We start from the raw sequence: 16478 nt of genomic DNA, 5'->3' as shown, positions 1-16478 counted from the left end.
GAAAAACATGCTGACGGCAGCGCTGTGACTGCGCAAGCGTGACAGCGAGTGGGACGATTACCCGGTATGGCACGCAGGTCCGTTTTCGCGAATAATGGCCCCACATCCACTACTGGACGAGGGCGGCCATGCGTTACAGCCCCGACGCCATCCGTACCATCGCTCTGGTCGGGCATGCCAGATGCGGCAAGACATCGCTTATTGAAGCGCTGCTGCACCAGGGCGGCGCGTTACACGCGCCCGGCAGCGTGGAGCGCGGCACCACGGTCTGCGATTTCGACCCGCTCGAGCGCAAATATCACCACTCGCTGAACTCCGCCGTCGTCCACCTGCATCACCGGGAGACACGCATCTATCTGCTGGATACGCCCGGCTATCCGGACTTTTCCGGACTTTCGATCAGTGTCCTGCCTGCCGTGGAGACTGCCGCCATCGTCATCAATGCACAGACCGGCATCGAACTGACCACCCGGCGCATGATGGCGTGGGCGGAGGAACGCAAGCTCTGCAGAATGATCATCGTGAACGGTATCGATGGCGAGAAGGTCGACCTTCCGGGGCTTCTGACGCAAATCCAGGAGACCTTCGGCATGGGATGCCTGCCGATCAACCTGCCGGCGCAGAGCGGCCGCCAGGTGGTGGATTGCTTTTTCAACCCTGCGGGCGAGGCCGATTTCCTGTCTGTTGCTGCTGCGCACAATGCGCTGGTCGATCAAGTGATCGAGATCGACCCCGCCCTGATGGAACTTTACCTGGAGCAAGGCGAGGCCATCAACCCGGAACAGTTGCACGAGCCCTTCGAGCGGGCGCTGCGCGAAGGTCATCTGGTGCCGATCTGCTTCACGTCAGCGGCCAACGGCGCCGGCATCGCGGAATTGCTCGATGTGTTCGCCCGGCTTCTGCCGAATCCCATGGAAGGCAACCCGCCGCTGTTCTACCGTGATGCGGGCGGCCGCCAGGAAATCGTGCGCGCCGAACCGGTCGCCGACAAGCATGTACTGGCCCACGCCTTCAAGATCGTCATGGACCCTTACATCGGCAAGATGGCCGTGTTTCGCATCCATCAGGGCACGATCAGGCGCGATAGCCAGCTCTATATCGGTGACGGGCGCCAGCCATTCAGGGTCGCCCATCTGATGATGCTGCAGGGCAAAGAGCACGTGGACGTCCAGCAAGCGGGTCCAGGCGATATCTGCGCCACGGCCAAGGTCGACGAGATCGGCTTCGACGCCGTGCTGCATGACGCCCCCGAGGACGGCGACATCCACCTGACCCCGCTCGACTTCCCCACGCCCATCTATGGGCTGGCGATCGAGCCTGCGCGCCGGGGCAACGAGCAGCGCCTCTGGGAGATTCTGCAAAAGCTGAGTGCGGAAGACCCGTGCCTGCGCATCGAACACCCGGTCGGCACCAACGAGACGGTGGTACGAGGCCTGGGCGAGTTGCACCTGCGCCTCATGCTGGAGCGACTATCCGAGCAGTACAAGCTCGAGGTCGTGACGCGGCCACCGAAGATCGCCTATCGGGAAACCATCGGCGCCAAAGCCGAGGGGCATTGTCGTCACAAGAAGCAAACCGGCGGCGCCGGGCAATTCGGCGAAGTGATGCTGCGCGTGGAGCCATTGCCGCGAGGCACGGGTTTCGAGTTCGTCGACGCCGTCAAGGGCGGCGCCATCCCCGGCCAGTTCATGCCCGCCGTGGAAAAAGGCATCCTGCAGGTCATCGACAGCGGGCCGCTTGCCGGCTTCCCGATGCAGGACGTGCGAGTCACCGTCTTCGACGGCAAGAGCCATTCAGTCGACTCCAAGGAAGTGGCATTCGTCTCCGCCGGGCGCAAGGCCTTCATCGATGCGGTGCTGAAAGCCCAACCCATCCTGCTCGAGCCCATCGTGGACATCGAGGTGATGACGCCGGAAGCCGTGATGGGTGACGTTATCGGCGACCTGTCCGCGAAGCGCGGGCAGGTCCATGGCACACGTACGGCCGCCGGCAACGCTGTGGTCGTCGCGGGGCAGGTGCCCTTGTCCGAACTCAACGACTATCAGTCGCGTCTGAACGCCATCGCTGGCGGGCACGGCAACTACAGCATCCAGCTCAGCCACTACGATCCGGTGCCCCCCGCCCAGCAGGAGCGGATGGCGTCGCAGCACAAAAAACAGGGCGACGGGGCGGCGCCATGAGTGGCATGCCGGTCGCGTCAACGCCTTCTCGCCTTCGAACCCGGCAAGCGACGACTCCTGCAGGCAATCGAGAAAATGCGAATTCCGGACGGCGGGGAGAGCATCACCCTTTCCCTGGAGCAATCGTGAATCCGGCGGGTCGTAGCGGCGTTCGCATCTGCGACGGCGCCTCCCTGGAGAGTCGGGCAGATTCGCCAGGCGGCTGCACGCCACAGTAATTTGTCCGTCACCTTCCAGCAATATGGCGATGTGAGGATGATGGCTCGTACCCGCCCGCGCGGCTCGAGAATTGTAGCCGGATGTGCTGCAGTCCGACACCGCCCGGGTGGGTACGATACTCACGCAGGGCTTGCGCAAGGCGCGGCGTATCGGACTTTTTCCGTGCCTTGCGCACTTCGCGTATAGGCGGCGTCCCTTCGCTGGCTTCAGCATTTCGCGAAACGCTTACCGCTTTCTGAAGATGCTCGTCCGTGTGGTGGCACGAAATCCTGGCCACAAGTTGGCGCGAACGTCACTCAAGTGTCATACCCCCTGCCTACCCTGAGTCCAGCGCTCTCGTATTGACCGCCGCGTCATCGATCGTTTCGACAAGCTGTTTGCCAGAATCTTTCCCCCCGTGATTGCCAATCGATCCAGGAGAATCCGCACATGGAAACGCTGAAGCCCCGGTATGTTACGTCGGCCAGGATACTGGCGGTCATTGTGAGCGCTGGACTGCTGGCGTCCATTCCCGCCAGAGCCGATGGAGACCTGCCCACCCGGACGCCTGTTAAACACATTGTTGTGATCTTTCAGGAGAACGTTTCCTTCGATCACTACTTCGGCACCTATCCTTATGCACATCCAAACAACGATGGCTCGCGCTTCTTCGAAAAGGCGCGGGACGACACGCCGAGGGCCAACACGCTGTTGAGCGCAGGTTTGCTTGCTCACAACCCCAATGGGGCGAATCCGTTTCGCATTGACCGCAGCGTGCCGGTGACCTGCGATCAGGATCACGGCTACGCGGACGAGCAGTACGCATTTCACAGCGGACTCATGGACCGATTCCTCGCGCACAGCTGCAAGGACGCAAACATCGGGGCAAACAGCACGCTCGGTTACTACGACGGCAACACGGTGACTGCGCTGTGGAACTACGCCCAGCACTACGCCATGAGCGACAACTCGTTCGGAACGAGCTTCGGTCCGTCAACCCCTGGCCTCCTGAATCTCGTCGCAGGCACGACATGGATGGGAACAGTCACCAATGGCATGTCGGCGAGCGGCAATATAGCCAACGGGTCCACGAGTGGAGCAGTCATCGGCGATCCGGATCCGGCAGGCGATGTCTGCTCAAATCCCAAGCGAGCTCAGATCGTCATGTCTGGCGAGAACATTGGCGACCGCCTGAACGCATCAGGCATCACCTGGGGCGCGTTCATGGGCGGCTTTGACAACTGCACGCTTGCCCATAACAACGTATCGGGCAGTAGCGCCGGCGCCGACTACATACCGCACCACGCATTCTTTCAGTATTGGAAGAGCACGCAGAACGCGGGCCACCTGCCGCCGGGGTCCGATGCAGCGATCGGCAAGACTGACCAGGCAAACCATCAGTACGACCTGAGCCGGTTTCACACTGCGCTCGCGAATCACAACCTGCCGGCGGTGAGCTTCCTGAAGGCGCGGGCATTCCAGGACGGGCACGCCGGATATTCCGATCCACTGGACGAGCAAACCTTTATCGTGAGCGTCGTCAACGACGTCATGCGCTCACCGGAGTGGCGCGAGACGGTGATCGTCATTGCTTACGACGATTCCGACGGCTGGTACGACCACGTGATGGGGCCGGTGGTTTACCAGTCCAGCACGGTTGACGATCAACTGCTGGCCCCGGGAAGCTGTGGTCAGCCACAGCAGAGCGACCCTGCGGGCGGCGCACAGAATGGACGCTGCGGCTACGGCCCGCGGCTGCCGTTGCTGGTGATCTCTCCGTGGGCGAAGACCAACTACATCGACCATCAGGTGACCGACCAGTCCTCCATCATCCGCTTCATCGAGGACAACTGGGGCGTGCCGCGCATCGGCAATGGCTCTGCCGATGCGGTTGCAGGGTCGCTGAATGGATTCCTCGATCTTGACGGTGGTCCACGTGCAGGCCGACTGCTTCTCGATGAGCGCACGGGCCTCATTGCCGCATTCGATCGTTGACCGGCGCCTTGTCGGAGGGCGACGCGCGAAATCAAAGACCATCAACCGACAGGTCCGGATGCGACCCGTCGATGATCGACCGCCCTTCGGCAAACCCCGCTTGCTCCGCGGCCTCCGCATCGGGCAGGTCAGGTATCGCGTGAGAGAAATTCACCCTGCTAGGCGAATAGCGAATATCGGCGCTGGGGCGACAAACGTATCCGACATACCCGAACCGGATGTCTGGTAGGTGCGGCGCATACTCCGGAACAACCAGGACCCGGATAGTGAAACCTTTGTGCTCTTCAAATCGCTCGTTCCCTTCGGCCATATCAGTCTCCACCGGGATTCTCGATGAATCATGGCGCGCGGCCTAAGCCGGGTTCTCGTCGCACCACTTGATCGCCCAGCGCTTCGCCGCCTCAATAGCATCCGCGTCGGAGGGATAATCGCCGAGGTCGCCCGAATACTTCACCTCGACGGCCTCGCCGCCCACCGGGGCGCGCCGGTAGATCTTTGCGCGGGCATAGTAGTGGCCGCCTTCATCAAGCGGCGACGCGTTGATGTGGAACTGCTGGTAGTCGAAATGCATGGCTGTCTCCAAACGATTGCGCTATTCGTCGTCGCGTTGGACAAGCTGGAGATTCCCGTTCGCGTCCCGGCCGAGGCTCACGACCTTATTTCTGTAGTCACATGCTGGACAGAGGAAGAAAAATCCTTGCTCATCGACTTCCGCCTCGACCTGATCCAAGGTGAATCCCGCATTGCAGTTTCGACAGGTCCACATCGTGGCCTCCGTCGGTATCCTGGAGGAATCCTGGCATGCACGCCCTTGAAACGGCGGACTCGAGTCAGCGAGACACACGCGAGAAAAAGCTATAGCTTCATGTTCTTTTACTTTTGGGTACTTTCGCTTGAGTACTCGCAGAGGCTTTCTTCTTCAACTTGATCTGATTGTAGTCAACAGCGGCACGGACGAGATTTTTTAGAGCAAGCTCATTAAGCTTATCACCCTCGAAAAAATCGATCGCTCGTCTCGCGTTGCCTTCGAGGCCCGCGTTGAACAGCTTGTCAGGATCCGGCAGGCTCGCCCCGTGGGCAAAGGTAAGCTTCACCTTGTTCTTGTGGGCGTTGGCGACCGCGATCATTCCGTCGTGAGACCACACCGGGCTTCCCATCCACTTCCATTCTTCGATTATCTCCCGGTCGGCCGCAAGGATGCTTTTGCGGATGCTGGCAAACGTTTTGCCACGCCAGTCTGTGAGTGCTGCGATCAGCTCGTCAATACGTTCCGATGGATTCATTGGATCCTTATGCCTCGAATTCTGGTCCGCTTCATGCGACCAAATAGTAATGTAGCGACCACCTTACTATATGAGACGCAAGCAGCAAGATTAAGTGGATTTTGGCGATTTATATCCTAGACTGATAACTTCGATCTTACATCCATCGCTCATCGCGCAGCATTCGCTCGCCTTCCTGAATACACCACGCCAGTCCCGCACCATCTGTTAATGATCCTTCTAACAATCAATCAGAAGGAGTGCGTATGTCATGGTTTACAGCGACATTGCGTAGTTACCCGGAAATAGCCATCTTTCTTTCACTGGGAGTCGGATACTGGGTCGGCGGCAAGAGTTATCGCGGCTTCAGCCTCGGGGCGGTGACGGCAACCCTCCTTGCTGCCATTGCAATTGGTCAGTTGGGCATCGTCATTTCCTCAAACGTCAAGTCTGTGTTCTTCCTTATGTTCCTGTTCGCCGTTGGATATGGCGTCGGGCCACAGTTCGTACGTGGCATTGCGAAGGACGGTTTGCCACAAGCGATCTTTTCGGTCGTTCAATGTGTACTGTGTCTGGCGGCGCCCTATGTTGCGGCAAAAATCGCGGGATATGACGTCGGCTCAGCGGCAGGACTATTTGCGGGATCCCAGACCATCTCTGCGTCAATGGGCCTTGCCACGGACGCCATCAATCGCGTGGGCCTGCCGGCCGACGAGACAAAGCGTCTGCTGGACGCAATGCCAACCGCCTATGCCGTGACCTACATATTCGGCACTATCGGATCCGCGTTGATCCTTGCGACGCTCGGCCCCAAACTGCTTGGCATCGACCTGGTTGCGGCATGCAAGGAATACGAGTCTAGGTTCGGCGGAGAGAAGGAGCTGGGTGGCACAGGTCAGGCGTGGCACCAGTACGCGTTACGTGCCTATCGGATCGCGGACCAGGGTGCCGTCGTTGGCATGACCGTGGCGCAAGCGGAAGCGACGTCACCCGAGGGGATGCGGCTGTACGTTGAGCGCATCAGGCGCGGCGGCGTCGTGCAGGAGGCAAAGATCGACGATGTGCTGCAGCCGGGGGACGTGGTTGCCATCATCGGGCGCCGCGAGCAGCTCGTCCAGGTACTGGGATCGCGGGGCGCCGAGGTTGACGATCCCGAACTGCTTGCGGTGCCTGCCGAAGGCGTCGACGTCTACGTGACGAACAAGGAAGTAGAAGGCAAGACACTCAGGGAACTTGGGACGCTGCCGGCCGCGCGCGGGGTATTCCTTCGCAAGATCAAACGCGGCGCGACCGAAACGCCAATCCCGGTGTTGCCTAACACCCAGTTGCATCGTGGCGATACCGTGACGCTCGTGGGGCGCACGCAGGACACCACTGCAGCAGCAAAGACACTCGGTGTGCTCGACCGGCCGACAAATGCCGCGGACATCGCCTTCGTCGGCTTTGCCATTACGCTTGGGGCATTGATCGGTGCCGTCGTGATCAAGGTGGGCGCTGTTCCGATCACGTTGTCGACGGCGGGCGGTGCACTGATCGCGGGTATCGTGTTCGGCTGGCTGCGGGCGATCCATCCGACCTTCGGGCGCATTCCTGAGCCGACTATCTGGTTCATGAACTCCGTCGGCCTGAACGTCTTCATCGCGGTAGTGGGCGTAACGGCTGGCCCTGGCTTCGTTCGAGGCCTTCAGCAATTGGGCATCAGCCTGTTTCTCTGGGGCATCTTCGCGACGGCTGTACCGCTGATCCTCGGGATGTTCATCGCGAAGTACGTCTTCAAATTTCATCCGGCGCTGCTACTCGGCATCTGCGCCGGGGCGAGAACGACGACAGCCGCACTGGGCATGATCTGCGACGCTGCAAAGAGTCAGGTACCGGGACTGGGCTACACCGTCACCTACGCGGTCGGCAATACGTTGCTGACGATCTGGGGGATGGTCATCATCATGTTGTTGACCTGACTCCCCGATTCAGCTTCTTTACTTTGCCCGCACCTGGCGCTCAATGAGCGCGACTGCACGTCGAACGCTATAACGAATCTTCCGGCAAAAAACTCGATAAGAACAAAGTCCTTTGACAAGACTCTTGTTCCACTTATCCATGGATAGGAGAAGGTAATGGCCACACCAGTCGAGAAAATTACGCCTTACGACGAGTTTAACTTCGAAATTCCCGAACACGAGTTCCCGAGGTCCGGCATGTCCGCGCGGGCTGCCGCGGCACTTGTGTCTAGTGACGAATGGACCGATGCCAACCCGATGCTGAACATGTCGTCGTTCGTGACGACTTATGCCGAGCCTGAAGCAATCGCAACGGGGGCTCGCAATATGTACAAGAACTACATCGACCATGACATGTATCCGCAAACCTTCGCGATGGAAACACGCATGGTGAGATGGCTGCATCAGCTGTGGAATGGTCCTGAAGGTGTCGAGCCGTATGGCACCGCGACGATCGGTTCATCCGAGGCCTGCATGCTGGCTGGTCTGGCACACAAGTGGAACTGGCGTCAGGCGCGCGAAAAAGCAGGCAAGGACGCGACGCGCCCGAACATGGTCACGGGCGGCAACGTGCAGATCGTGTGGAAGAAGTTTCTGCGCTACTTCGATGTCGAACCGCGCATCGTACCGCTCAAGCCCGGTAACTATCGGTTGACTGCGGAGCACCTCGACAAGTACGTCGACGAGAATACGATTGCAGTCGTTGCGATCGCGGGCCAGACCTTCACCGGCGAGGACGACGACATTCAGGAGATTCACGACTGGCTGGACGCCTACGAAAAGAAGACGGGCATCTCGATTCCGATGCATATCGACGGCGCCTCGGGCGGTTTTGTGAATCCGTTCCTCTACCCCGACTACAAGTGGGATTTCCGCCTGCCTCGCGTACAGTCGATCAATGCGTCAGGCCACAAGTTCGGATTGACGCCACCGGGCCTCGGCTGGGTCGTGTTCCGCGAACGGAAGGTATTCAACGAAGACCTGATCTTCTACGTGAACTATCTTGGCGGCGAAATGCCCACGGCGACCCTGAATTTCAGCCGCAATGCCGCACCGATTGCCGTTCAGTTCTACCAGTTCCTGCGTCTCGGGTTTGACGGCTACAAGCGCGTGATGACTCACACGCTGAACAACGCGATTGCACTGCGCGATCTTCTGGTAAACAGCGGCTTTTTCACGATCATGAACGAGACTCAGCGCATTCCGGTCGTGGCAGTCACGCTCGACTCGAAGGTCAAGAATTTCAACGAGTTCGACGTTTCGAACAAGGTGCGTGAGAAGGGCTGGGTGCTGTCGGCCTATTCGATGCCGGCGAATGCGCAGGAAGTGAAGAGCCTGCGCGTAGTGGTCCGTCCGCACATCAATCACAATGCCGCAATGCTGCTCGGGAAAGACATCGTCAACGCATGCAAATTCCTGGAGCAGCACGGCGGTAACGCGACACCACCTGAACTCCATGGGCACGCGGAAGAGAAGACGACGCCAGCTAAGTGTTGACGAAGCCTGAAGCGCCTTCCTCCACGAGGTATTTCACCAACTGAAGCAGGGGCGCTATGAGGTCGACGGGCCATACTTCAAGCGTTATGCCGTCCTCCCACCTACTGACTGGAGAAGTGCCGCCATGAAGCTATTTACCATTGCTGTCCTGGCAGTCATGCTCACTGGATGCGCCGCGAACCAGGGCATGTCAAACAATGCGCCGTTGTCGCGCACGGAAAGCTGTAAGGTCACGTCAGAGCAAGAGATTGCGGCGTTGTTTGATCGATGGAATCAGTCGCTGCAAACCGGTGATCCGCACAAGGTGGTCGCCAACTATGCGGAGCGGTCAATTCTTCTTCCAACGGTATCCAACAAGCCGCGCTTGACGGTCGCTGACAAAGAGGATTACTTCCATCACTTTCTACAAGATCGTCCGTCCGGAAAGATTGATTTCCGCTACGTGGAACTGGGGTGCAATTCTGCCGTGGACGCCGGGCTTTACACATTCACCTTCGCAAGAACTGGAGCGGTTGTTAAGGCCCGTTACACCTACACCTATCACTGGGATGGGGCGCAATGGCTAATTACAAGTCATCACTCATCGGTCATGCCGGAGAAGCAGTAACAGGGGTATAAGCTCGTCGGCCCCCTTCACTGTAAGCCGCCTTCGATTGGCGAAGACCCTCATCCAAACCGGACACAATAAACAGGCGGCAAATGCGCTGAAATCAATTGCCAGCTCTCGCCGCCGTCGTCGGACGTCCATAGCGAGCCGGTAGTCGACCCCATCGCGAGGCGCGTGCCGGAGTCATCGACAGCGAGGCCGTGCCGATACACGAGGTCATACGCCGGTACAGGCGGTAAGCCATTCGAGAAACGGTCGAACGTGCGGCCGCCGTCGCGTGTGCGCGTGACGACAAACCGGCCATCCACGGGGATCCGGCACTGGTCTTTCACGGCGGGCACAAACCACGCTGTGTCCGGTTCGTACGGATGCACGGCAACCGCGAAGCCGAAGCTCGATGGCTGCGCTTCGATCCGCTGCCAGTGTGCCGCGCCATCGGTCGAGCGGAAGATTGCGCAGTGATGCTGCGTCCACAGCGCATCTGGATTTGCCGCGCATTGTACGACCCGGTGCGGGTCTTGCACGTTGGCATCGCCGCGCCGCTCCGGCGGCATGTAGTCGGCCTCCATGCCCTCGGCAGTCACGCGCCAGGTCGCGCCGCCGTCGGCGGTTTGCCAGACGCCGCCGCACGATACGCCGATTGTCACATGCCGGCTGTCGCGCGGATCAACCATCACGGAATGGATGCCCGGCGCGTCGTAGCCGCCTCCGAACCATTCGGGGCGCTCCGGGCGATCCCACAGCGCACGGTTGAGCACCCATGTGTCGCCGCCATCGCCGGAACGGAAGAGCCCGCCGGGAATCGTGCCGGCCCACAAGACGCCCGGCTCGTCCGGGCCACCGGTTTCGAGCGACCAGATTTGTTGAAGCGTCCAGGCAGGGGGTGGCGGGCTGAGCGTGGCAGCGCTCGCATTGTCCGCGCTCGTGTCAGCGCCGGTGTCTGCATTCGCGCTTACGCCGTCACCGGCACGCGTCTCGTCGGCAGGCTGCGGCGGGTAGACGGGAACCGCGCACTCGTCCCAATCCGCCATGCCCGCGCGCCGGCGATGCAGTTTCACGCCGAAGTGGCCGAGAGTGAGCGCCGCATACAGCGATCCGTCGCGCGCATCAGGCAGCACCATGCTCACCGGCTCGCCGGCGAAATGCAACTCATCGAACGCCCAGCCGCCCTCGCCATTGGCTTTCAGAACGAACAGACCCTTGCGGGTCGCGACAAGCAAGCGATCGCTCATGTCGAGTGTCTCCTGTGTCGACCAGAGTTAGCGCTTTAGCGCTTATGTCGACCGGAGTTAGTGCTTCAGCACTTACTCCGGTCCCATGCTTCGCACTCTGGTCCCATGCAAAGCTCGACCAGAGTTGGCGCTTCAGCGCTTCTGGTCCCATGCAAAGCTCGAGTACGGATGGCCCCTTACCCGCCCGACAGCGCCTGTACGACGTAAACCCGGCTTTGCTCGCCGAGCGCATCGGACAGATGTTGCCGGTCGCGCACCCGCCGGCCGTCGACAAACACTGCGAGATGCCGCCGCAGTGAGCCCTGATCGTCAAGAATGTAGCCGCGTAGTCGAGGTTGCGCGGCGAAGACGGCCTCGAGCGCTTCGCCCAGCGTGCGCGCGTCGATCTCGCGCTCGGGCGTTGTGATATGTCGCTGAATCGAAGCAGCGAAGAAGATATGCGCCATGGCGGAGTAGCGTCGCGGGGATGGCAGTGTCCGTTGGTTCTGTAGTTTAGGCGATTCGCCGGCTGCTTCGGGGCATCGCCATTCACCAGACGATAAGCGGCATGATTCACCGCCCTTCACGTATCGACATCTAGCTTCTCACCGATGACAGCTGGAAGCGCTTGCGCTGCAGGAACCGGCGCACGGCCGGATCGCGCTCGAGTCCGATCGCGAGATCGTACGCGCCGAGCGCTTCGGCCGTCGCGCCGGCACGCGCGAGCAGATCGGCACGCGCGGCCCAGTACGGCTGGTAGTCGGCCAGCCGCGGATCGTCCGCATACGGCTCGAGCGCGTCGAGCGCCGCCTGCGGGCCGTCTCGTTCCGCCAGCGCGAGCGCGCGGTTCACCGCGACCACCGGCGACGCTGCAATCGCGAGCAGCGCATCGTAGAGCGGCACGATCTCGTCCCAGTTCGGGCGATGCGTCCGGCAGCGGTAGATGTGCGCCGACTGCAGCGCGGCCTCGAGCTGAAAGCGTCCGATTGCGTTGAATGCGCTTGCGCGCCGCAGCAATGCGTTGGCTGTGTCGATCATCGGCGCGTCCCATGACGCCGGATCCTGCGCCGACAGCGGCACGTAGTCGCCGGCCGCATCGCGTCGCGCATCGCGCCGCGCCTGCGCATACAGCATCAGCGCGAGCAGCCCCAGCGTCTCTGGCTCCTCGGGCAGCAGCTCGACGAGCAGTTGTGCAAGAAACAGCGCCTCGCCGGCGAGATCGCGCCGCTCGGTATCGCCGCCGACCGGATCGGTCCACCCTTCCGCATACGCCGCATAGACCGCTTCCAGCACCGCGGCGAGCCGGCTGGGCAATTCCTCGCGCTCTGGTACGCTGAACGGAATGCCCGCTACGCGGATCTTGTTCTTCGCCCGCACGAGGCGCTTGCTCATCGCGGCGGGCGACATCAGGAACGCGGACGCAATCGTCTTCGCTTCGAGCCCCAGCACCACCTGCAGCATCAGCGGCGTGCGAATCGCGGCCTCGAGCGCAGGGTGCGTGCACGCGAACAGCAGCGCAAGCCGCCGGTCGGGCAACATGCCTGCTTCACGCTCATCGATCTCGTCGGCGAGGATCGCAAGCTGGTTCGCCACTTCGTCGCCGACACGGCGATGACGCGCGCCATCGACCGCCCGGCGGCGCGCAACCGTCATCAGCCACGCTTCGGGATTCGCGGGGCAGCCGCGCTCCGGCCAGTCCGCGAGCGCGGCCGCAAACGCGTCGGCCAGCGCGTCCTCGGCCGCGGCGACGTCGCGCGTGCGCATCGCCAGCAGTGCGACGAGCTTGCCGTAACTGCGGCGAGCGACCGCCTCGGCAATCGAATGCGCGGCGCCGTCAGCGTCACGGCCGCCGCCGGACGGATTCATGCAGCAGATGGCGCGTCGTAGGGGGCAGTCCAGACCGGGCGCACTTCCATGAGGCCGTGCGCCGCGCCTGGACAACGCGATGCCCACGCGATCGCCGCGTCCAGGTTGGGCACGTCGATCAGGTAGTAGCCGGCGAGCTGCTCCTTCGAATCGGAATACGGTCCGTCAAGCACCTGCGGCTTGCCGTCGACGAGCCGCACCGTGGTGGCCGTGTTCGTGTTCTGCAGCCGGTTGGCGCCCACCAGCGCCTCCGCTTTTTTCAACGATTCGGTGTACGCCTGATATGCGGCAACCCCCTGCTGCCGCTCGCTGTCGGTCATCTGGTTCCAGCCGTTTTCTTCCGAATAGATCATCAACAGGTATTGCATATGAGCCTCCGTCATGGGGTTAAGGCGGGTGAATTACATCGGGCCGCCATTACAATGACGCTCGGGCCGCATGCTGACAGACAGGCGGCGTCGAAAAAATCGCGGACGGCGCACCCGCCTTAATCGTTCGCCTCCGTCGAGGCCCTGCGCGTGGTCACTTCGCGCGAGCCCGCCATCCCCTCCGCGCGGCTATCAATTTCACCAGATTGTCGAGGGCGTACGTACTCGGCCCGCCCCTCGCCGGCCTGCTCAAATTCGATGATACGTCGGCCCACGAGCCAGTATGCGGCAGTCGTGACCGTATCGACGTGTCGCACAGCGGCTTGGCGCGCGGACCCCCACGCGCGCCGACGGGCACCGCAACACCTGGCCGGGAGATCAGGCCTTGTAGCTTCCGCCATCCCGATCAAGAAGCCGCAGCAATGCCGTCCATTCCCGGTCGAGGTGCACCGTGTCGAGATATGCATAGTCATCATGCTGCCTGGCTGCGTGCTCGCAAACCTCCGGCGAAGGAATGACGACTTTCTGTCCCGCCGACAACGTTGCGACCTGAATTTCGCAGGCCTTGTTCAGGTAATACATACGCGTGAACGCTTCGGCAACCGAGCGGCCGGTCGTCAACAGGCCGTGGTTACGCAAGATCAGGTAATCCTTGTTGCCGATCGACTTCACGATGCGCTTACGCTCGTCAAGCTCAAGCGAAATGCCTTCGTATTCGTGATAGGCGACGCGGTTATAGAACTGCATGCTGATCTGATTCAGCGGCAGGAGGCCGCACTCCATCGCAGCGACGGCCATGCCGTAGGTCGTGTGCAGATGCACGACGCATTCGACATCGTGACGCGCCTGGTGCAACGCACTATGAATCGTGAATCCTGCGGCGTTGACTTCGAACCGGTCGTCATCAATCGGATTGCCGTTCACATCAATCTTGACGAGAGACGACGCCGTGATTTCGTCGAAAAACCAGCCGTGCGGGTTGATCAGGAACTGGTCGTCTGTTCCAGGCACCCGGGCCGAGATGTGGGTGTAGATCAGATCGGTGAGTTCGAATTTGGCCGCCAACCGGTACGCGGCGGCGAGCTGGACACGGGTGTCCCACTCTGGCTGGGAAATGTTTCGGGGTTTACGATTGACGTGCGGATCAGTAGTGGAAATCATGCTGAAATCTCTCTGTGTTTAAAATTAACAACTAGTCGCGAGCAATTCACTAACTGGGGAGCGACGCATCCAGCTGTTGTTCGGGTTGGTTAGTTGAGGAGGCTTTGCAGTTCGGCGACAAGAAGCGGCAATGCTTCAAACAGGTCGCCCACCAGACCGTAATCGGCGACGCTAAAAATCGGCGCTTCCGGATCCTTGTTGATCGCCACGATCACCTTCGAGTCCTTCATGCCGGCCAGATGCTGGATCGCACCCGAGATGCCGACTGCCACATACAGTTGCGGCGCGACGATCTTGCCGGTCTGGCCGACCTGATAGTCGTTCGGAACAAACCCTGCATCGACCGCTGCGCGCGAGGCGCCCAGCGCGGCGTTCAGCTTCTCCGCGAGCGGCTCCAGCACCTTCGTGTAGTTTTCGCCGTTACCGAGACCGCGACCACCCGAGACGATGATCTTCGCCGAGGTCAGCTCCGGACGGTCCAGCTTCGTCACTTCGCGGCTCACGAACTGCGACAGGCCGCTGTCTGCCGCCGCTTCGATCTTCTCCACTGCTGCGCTGCCGCCTTCGGCCGCCACCGGGTCGAAGCCGGTCGTGCGCACCGTGATCACCTTGATTGCATCTTGTGACTGGACGGTGGCGATGGCGTTGCCCGCGTAGATCGGGCGTTCGAACGTGTCGGCGCTGTCCACTGCCGTGATGTCGCTGATCTGCGCGACGTCGAGCTTTGCGGCGATGCGCGGCGCGAGGTTCTTGCCGTAAGCAGTGGCCGGCGCCAGGATGTGCGTATAGTCCTTCGCGATGTTCAGCACCGTCGCTTCGACGTTTTCTGCCAGACCCGCTTCGAGTTGTGCAGCATCGGCCAGCAAGACCTTGCTCACGCCGGCGATCTTCGCTGCGGCTTCAGCAGCAGCCTGCGCGTTGTGGCCCGCAACCAGCACGTGAATGTCACCGCCAATCTTCTGTGCGGCTGCGATCGTGTTCAGCGTCGCCGCCTTGATCGATGCGTTATCGTGTTCTGCTATTACCAGATTAACCAGATTCGTCATTTCGTCCGTCTCCGCGTATTTCTTCAAAGCACCTTGGCTTCGGTCTTCAGCTTCTCGACCAGCGTCTTCACATCGGCGACCTTCACGCCGGCGCTGCGCTTGGGCGGCTCGACCACTTTCAGCGTCTTCAGGCGTGGCGTGACATCGACGCCGAGGTCTTCGGGCTTGAGCGTCTCCAGCGGCTTCTTCTTCGCCTTCATGATGTTCGGCAGCGTCACGTAACGCGGCTCGTTCAGGCGCAGGTCGGTCGTCACGACAGCGGGCAGCGTCAGCGACAGCGTTTCCGCACCGCCATCCACTTCGCGCGACACCGTGGCCTTGCCGTCCGCAACGATGATCTTTGAAGCGAACGTCGCCTGCGGCAATCCAGCCAGCGCAGCCAGCATCTGGCCGGTCTGGTTCGAATCGTCGTCGATCGCCTGCTTGCCGAGGATCACGAGCGAAGGCTGTTCCTTGTCGACCAGCGCCTTCAGCAGCTTCGCCACTGCAAGCGGCTGCAACTCTTCGTTCGACTCGATCAGCACAGCGCGATCCGCGCCGATCGCCAGCGCCGTGCGCAGCGTTTCCTGACATTGCGTCACGCCGCACGACACCGCGATCACTTCGGTCGCCACGCCCGCCTCGCGCAGACGCACCGCTTCTTCCACAGCGATCTCGTCGAACGGATTCATCGACATCTTCACGTTCGCGATGTCGACGCCCGTGTTGTCCGACTTGACCCGGACTTTCACGTTGTAATCGACCACTCTCTTCACCGGCACCAATACCTTCATCATCGTCCCTTTGCGTTGCTGTCATTGCGCCAGTCGGAAGCAAACACTCTGTTCACCACGACAGCCCACTCCCTCAAAAAATCCTCTAAAAATATAATTTCTTGCAGAATTACCGTCTGCGGATATAGTGGTTTACCGGTATCACCCGGCACGGAAGCGTCATGCAGAAAGTCACGCTAACACCTTATAAAACAATGCTTTACAAGAACAACGCCAGAGAGAAGAATGACCGGAGCCACGAAATTTAATTTGTTCAAGTTGACATCACTGTAGGACGTCACTCATCATATGTCAACGGGCGAAAATAAAGGCTTCGA

At 60.8% G+C, this 16478-nt stretch carries 15 protein-coding genes; 5 read left to right on the top strand and 10 right to left on the bottom strand.

Going from position 1 to position 16478, the window contains the following annotated elements; translation table 11 throughout:
* Positions 1 to 128 precede the first annotated feature (128 nt).
* Both fusA and P3T16_RS08795 read left to right on the top strand, forming a co-directional pair.
* Positions 129 to 2180 carry an elongation factor G gene (gene fusA / locus P3T16_RS08800; RefSeq protein ID WP_429341943.1) on the top strand — a complete coding sequence of 684 codons (2052 nt, stop codon included), beginning with the start codon at positions 129 to 131 and terminating at the stop codon, positions 2178 to 2180.
* Positions 2181 to 2828: 648 nt separating this feature from the next.
* Positions 2829 to 4373 (top strand): phospholipase C, encoded by a 1545-nt coding sequence (locus tag P3T16_RS08795; RefSeq protein ID WP_429341942.1) that lies wholly within the window; start codon positions 2829 to 2831, stop codon positions 4371 to 4373.
* Positions 4374 to 4404: 31 nt separating this feature from the next.
* Here P3T16_RS08795 and P3T16_RS08790 read toward each other — a convergent pair whose 3' ends face one another.
* From P3T16_RS08790 to P3T16_RS08780, 3 genes are all read right to left on the bottom strand, one after another.
* Positions 4405 to 4683, bottom strand: a complete 279-nt coding sequence (locus P3T16_RS08790; protein WP_429341941.1) for a hypothetical protein — start codon at positions 4681 to 4683, stop codon at positions 4405 to 4407.
* 42 nt (positions 4684 to 4725) lie between these two features.
* A complete protein-coding gene (locus P3T16_RS08785) occupies positions 4726 to 4944 on the bottom strand; it encodes a hypothetical protein (protein ID WP_429341940.1) in 219 nt (72 codons plus the stop codon).
* A gap of 292 nt (positions 4945 to 5236) precedes the next feature.
* A complete protein-coding gene (locus P3T16_RS08780) occupies positions 5237 to 5656 on the bottom strand; it encodes a DUF1801 domain-containing protein (RefSeq protein ID WP_429341939.1) in 420 nt (139 codons plus the stop codon).
* 245 nt (positions 5657 to 5901) lie between these two features.
* On the opposite strand from P3T16_RS08780, the gene aspT reads away from it, so the two are divergent.
* The 3 genes from aspT to P3T16_RS08765 all read left to right on the top strand — a co-directional run bounded on the left by aspT (position 5902) and on the right by P3T16_RS08765 (position 9736).
* Complete coding sequence (aspT, locus tag P3T16_RS08775) at positions 5902 to 7593, top strand: aspartate-alanine antiporter (RefSeq protein ID WP_429341938.1); 1692 nt, start codon at positions 5902 to 5904, stop codon at positions 7591 to 7593.
* A gap of 156 nt (positions 7594 to 7749) precedes the next feature.
* Complete coding sequence (locus P3T16_RS08770) at positions 7750 to 9129, top strand: glutamate decarboxylase (RefSeq protein WP_429258516.1); 1380 nt, start codon at positions 7750 to 7752, stop codon at positions 9127 to 9129.
* A gap of 124 nt (positions 9130 to 9253) precedes the next feature.
* Complete coding sequence (locus P3T16_RS08765; RefSeq protein ID WP_429341937.1) at positions 9254 to 9736, top strand: DUF4440 domain-containing protein; 483 nt, start codon at positions 9254 to 9256, stop codon at positions 9734 to 9736.
* A gap of 59 nt (positions 9737 to 9795) precedes the next feature.
* Here P3T16_RS08765 and P3T16_RS08760 read toward each other — a convergent pair whose 3' ends face one another.
* From P3T16_RS08760 to P3T16_RS08730, 7 genes are all read right to left on the bottom strand, one after another.
* A complete protein-coding gene (locus tag P3T16_RS08760) occupies positions 9796 to 10968 on the bottom strand; it encodes a WD40/YVTN/BNR-like repeat-containing protein (RefSeq protein WP_429341936.1) in 1173 nt (390 codons plus the stop codon).
* A gap of 176 nt (positions 10969 to 11144) precedes the next feature.
* Positions 11145 to 11414, bottom strand: a complete 270-nt coding sequence (locus P3T16_RS08755) for a MoaD/ThiS family protein (protein WP_429341935.1) — start codon at positions 11412 to 11414, stop codon at positions 11145 to 11147.
* Positions 11415 to 11544: 130 nt separating this feature from the next.
* On the bottom strand, positions 11545 to 12813 hold the full coding sequence (locus tag P3T16_RS08750; RefSeq protein WP_429341934.1) for an RNA polymerase sigma factor: 1269 nt from the start codon (positions 12811 to 12813) through the stop codon (positions 11545 to 11547).
* Positions 12810 to 13181 (bottom strand): YciI family protein, encoded by a 372-nt coding sequence (locus tag P3T16_RS08745; RefSeq protein ID WP_429255942.1) that lies wholly within the window; start codon positions 13179 to 13181, stop codon positions 12810 to 12812. The genes P3T16_RS08750 and P3T16_RS08745 overlap by 4 nt, the downstream gene beginning before the upstream one ends.
* 378 nt (positions 13182 to 13559) lie before the next feature.
* Positions 13560 to 14342, bottom strand: a complete 783-nt coding sequence (locus P3T16_RS08740) for a class II aldolase/adducin family protein (protein ID WP_429341933.1) — start codon at positions 14340 to 14342, stop codon at positions 13560 to 13562.
* An 89-nt stretch (positions 14343 to 14431) separates the two neighbouring features.
* Positions 14432 to 15379, bottom strand: coding sequence for an electron transfer flavoprotein subunit alpha/FixB family protein (locus tag P3T16_RS08735; RefSeq protein WP_429342057.1), 948 nt, complete (start codon positions 15377 to 15379; stop codon positions 14432 to 14434).
* A gap of 32 nt (positions 15380 to 15411) precedes the next feature.
* Entirely contained in the window at positions 15412 to 16161 is a 750-nt protein-coding gene (locus P3T16_RS08730; protein ID WP_429342056.1) for an electron transfer flavoprotein subunit beta/FixA family protein, read from the bottom strand.
* Positions 16162 to 16478: the final 317 nt, after the last annotated feature.

This window comes from Paraburkholderia sp. GAS42, assembly GCF_050436565.1.
Classification (GTDB): domain Bacteria; phylum Pseudomonadota; class Gammaproteobacteria; order Burkholderiales; family Burkholderiaceae; genus Paraburkholderia.
This window is presented reverse-complemented; position numbering and strand designations above follow the sequence as displayed.

Bases quoted from the DNA above. Each gene is read 5' to 3' on its own strand.
- fusA (WP_429341943.1), top strand. From the start codon at position 129: ATGCGTTACAGCCCCGACGCCATCCGTACCATCGCTCTGGTCGGGCAT.
- P3T16_RS08795 (WP_429341942.1), top strand. From the start codon at position 2,829: ATGGAAACGCTGAAGCCCCGGTATGTTACGTCGGCCAGGATACTGGCG.
- P3T16_RS08790 (WP_429341941.1), bottom strand. From the start codon at position 4,683: ATGGCCGAAGGGAACGAGCGATTTGAAGAGCACAAAGGTTTCACTATC.
- P3T16_RS08785 (WP_429341940.1), bottom strand. From the start codon at position 4,944: ATGCATTTCGACTACCAGCAGTTCCACATCAACGCGTCGCCGCTTGAT.
- P3T16_RS08780 (WP_429341939.1), bottom strand. From the start codon at position 5,656: ATGAATCCATCGGAACGTATTGACGAGCTGATCGCAGCACTCACAGAC.
- aspT (WP_429341938.1), top strand. From the start codon at position 5,902: ATGTCATGGTTTACAGCGACATTGCGTAGTTACCCGGAAATAGCCATC.
- P3T16_RS08770 (WP_429258516.1), top strand. From the start codon at position 7,750: ATGGCCACACCAGTCGAGAAAATTACGCCTTACGACGAGTTTAACTTC.
- P3T16_RS08765 (WP_429341937.1), top strand. From the start codon at position 9,254: ATGAAGCTATTTACCATTGCTGTCCTGGCAGTCATGCTCACTGGATGC.
- P3T16_RS08760 (WP_429341936.1), bottom strand. From the start codon at position 10,968: ATGAGCGATCGCTTGCTTGTCGCGACCCGCAAGGGTCTGTTCGTTCTG.
- P3T16_RS08755 (WP_429341935.1), bottom strand. From the start codon at position 11,414: ATGGCGCATATCTTCTTCGCTGCTTCGATTCAGCGACATATCACAACG.
- P3T16_RS08750 (WP_429341934.1), bottom strand. From the start codon at position 12,813: ATGAATCCGTCCGGCGGCGGCCGTGACGCTGACGGCGCCGCGCATTCG.
- P3T16_RS08745 (WP_429255942.1), bottom strand. From the start codon at position 13,181: ATGCAATACCTGTTGATGATCTATTCGGAAGAAAACGGCTGGAACCAG.
- P3T16_RS08740 (WP_429341933.1), bottom strand. From the start codon at position 14,342: ATGATTTCCACTACTGATCCGCACGTCAATCGTAAACCCCGAAACATT.
- P3T16_RS08730 (WP_429342056.1), bottom strand. From the start codon at position 16,161: ATGAAGGTATTGGTGCCGGTGAAGAGAGTGGTCGATTACAACGTGAAA.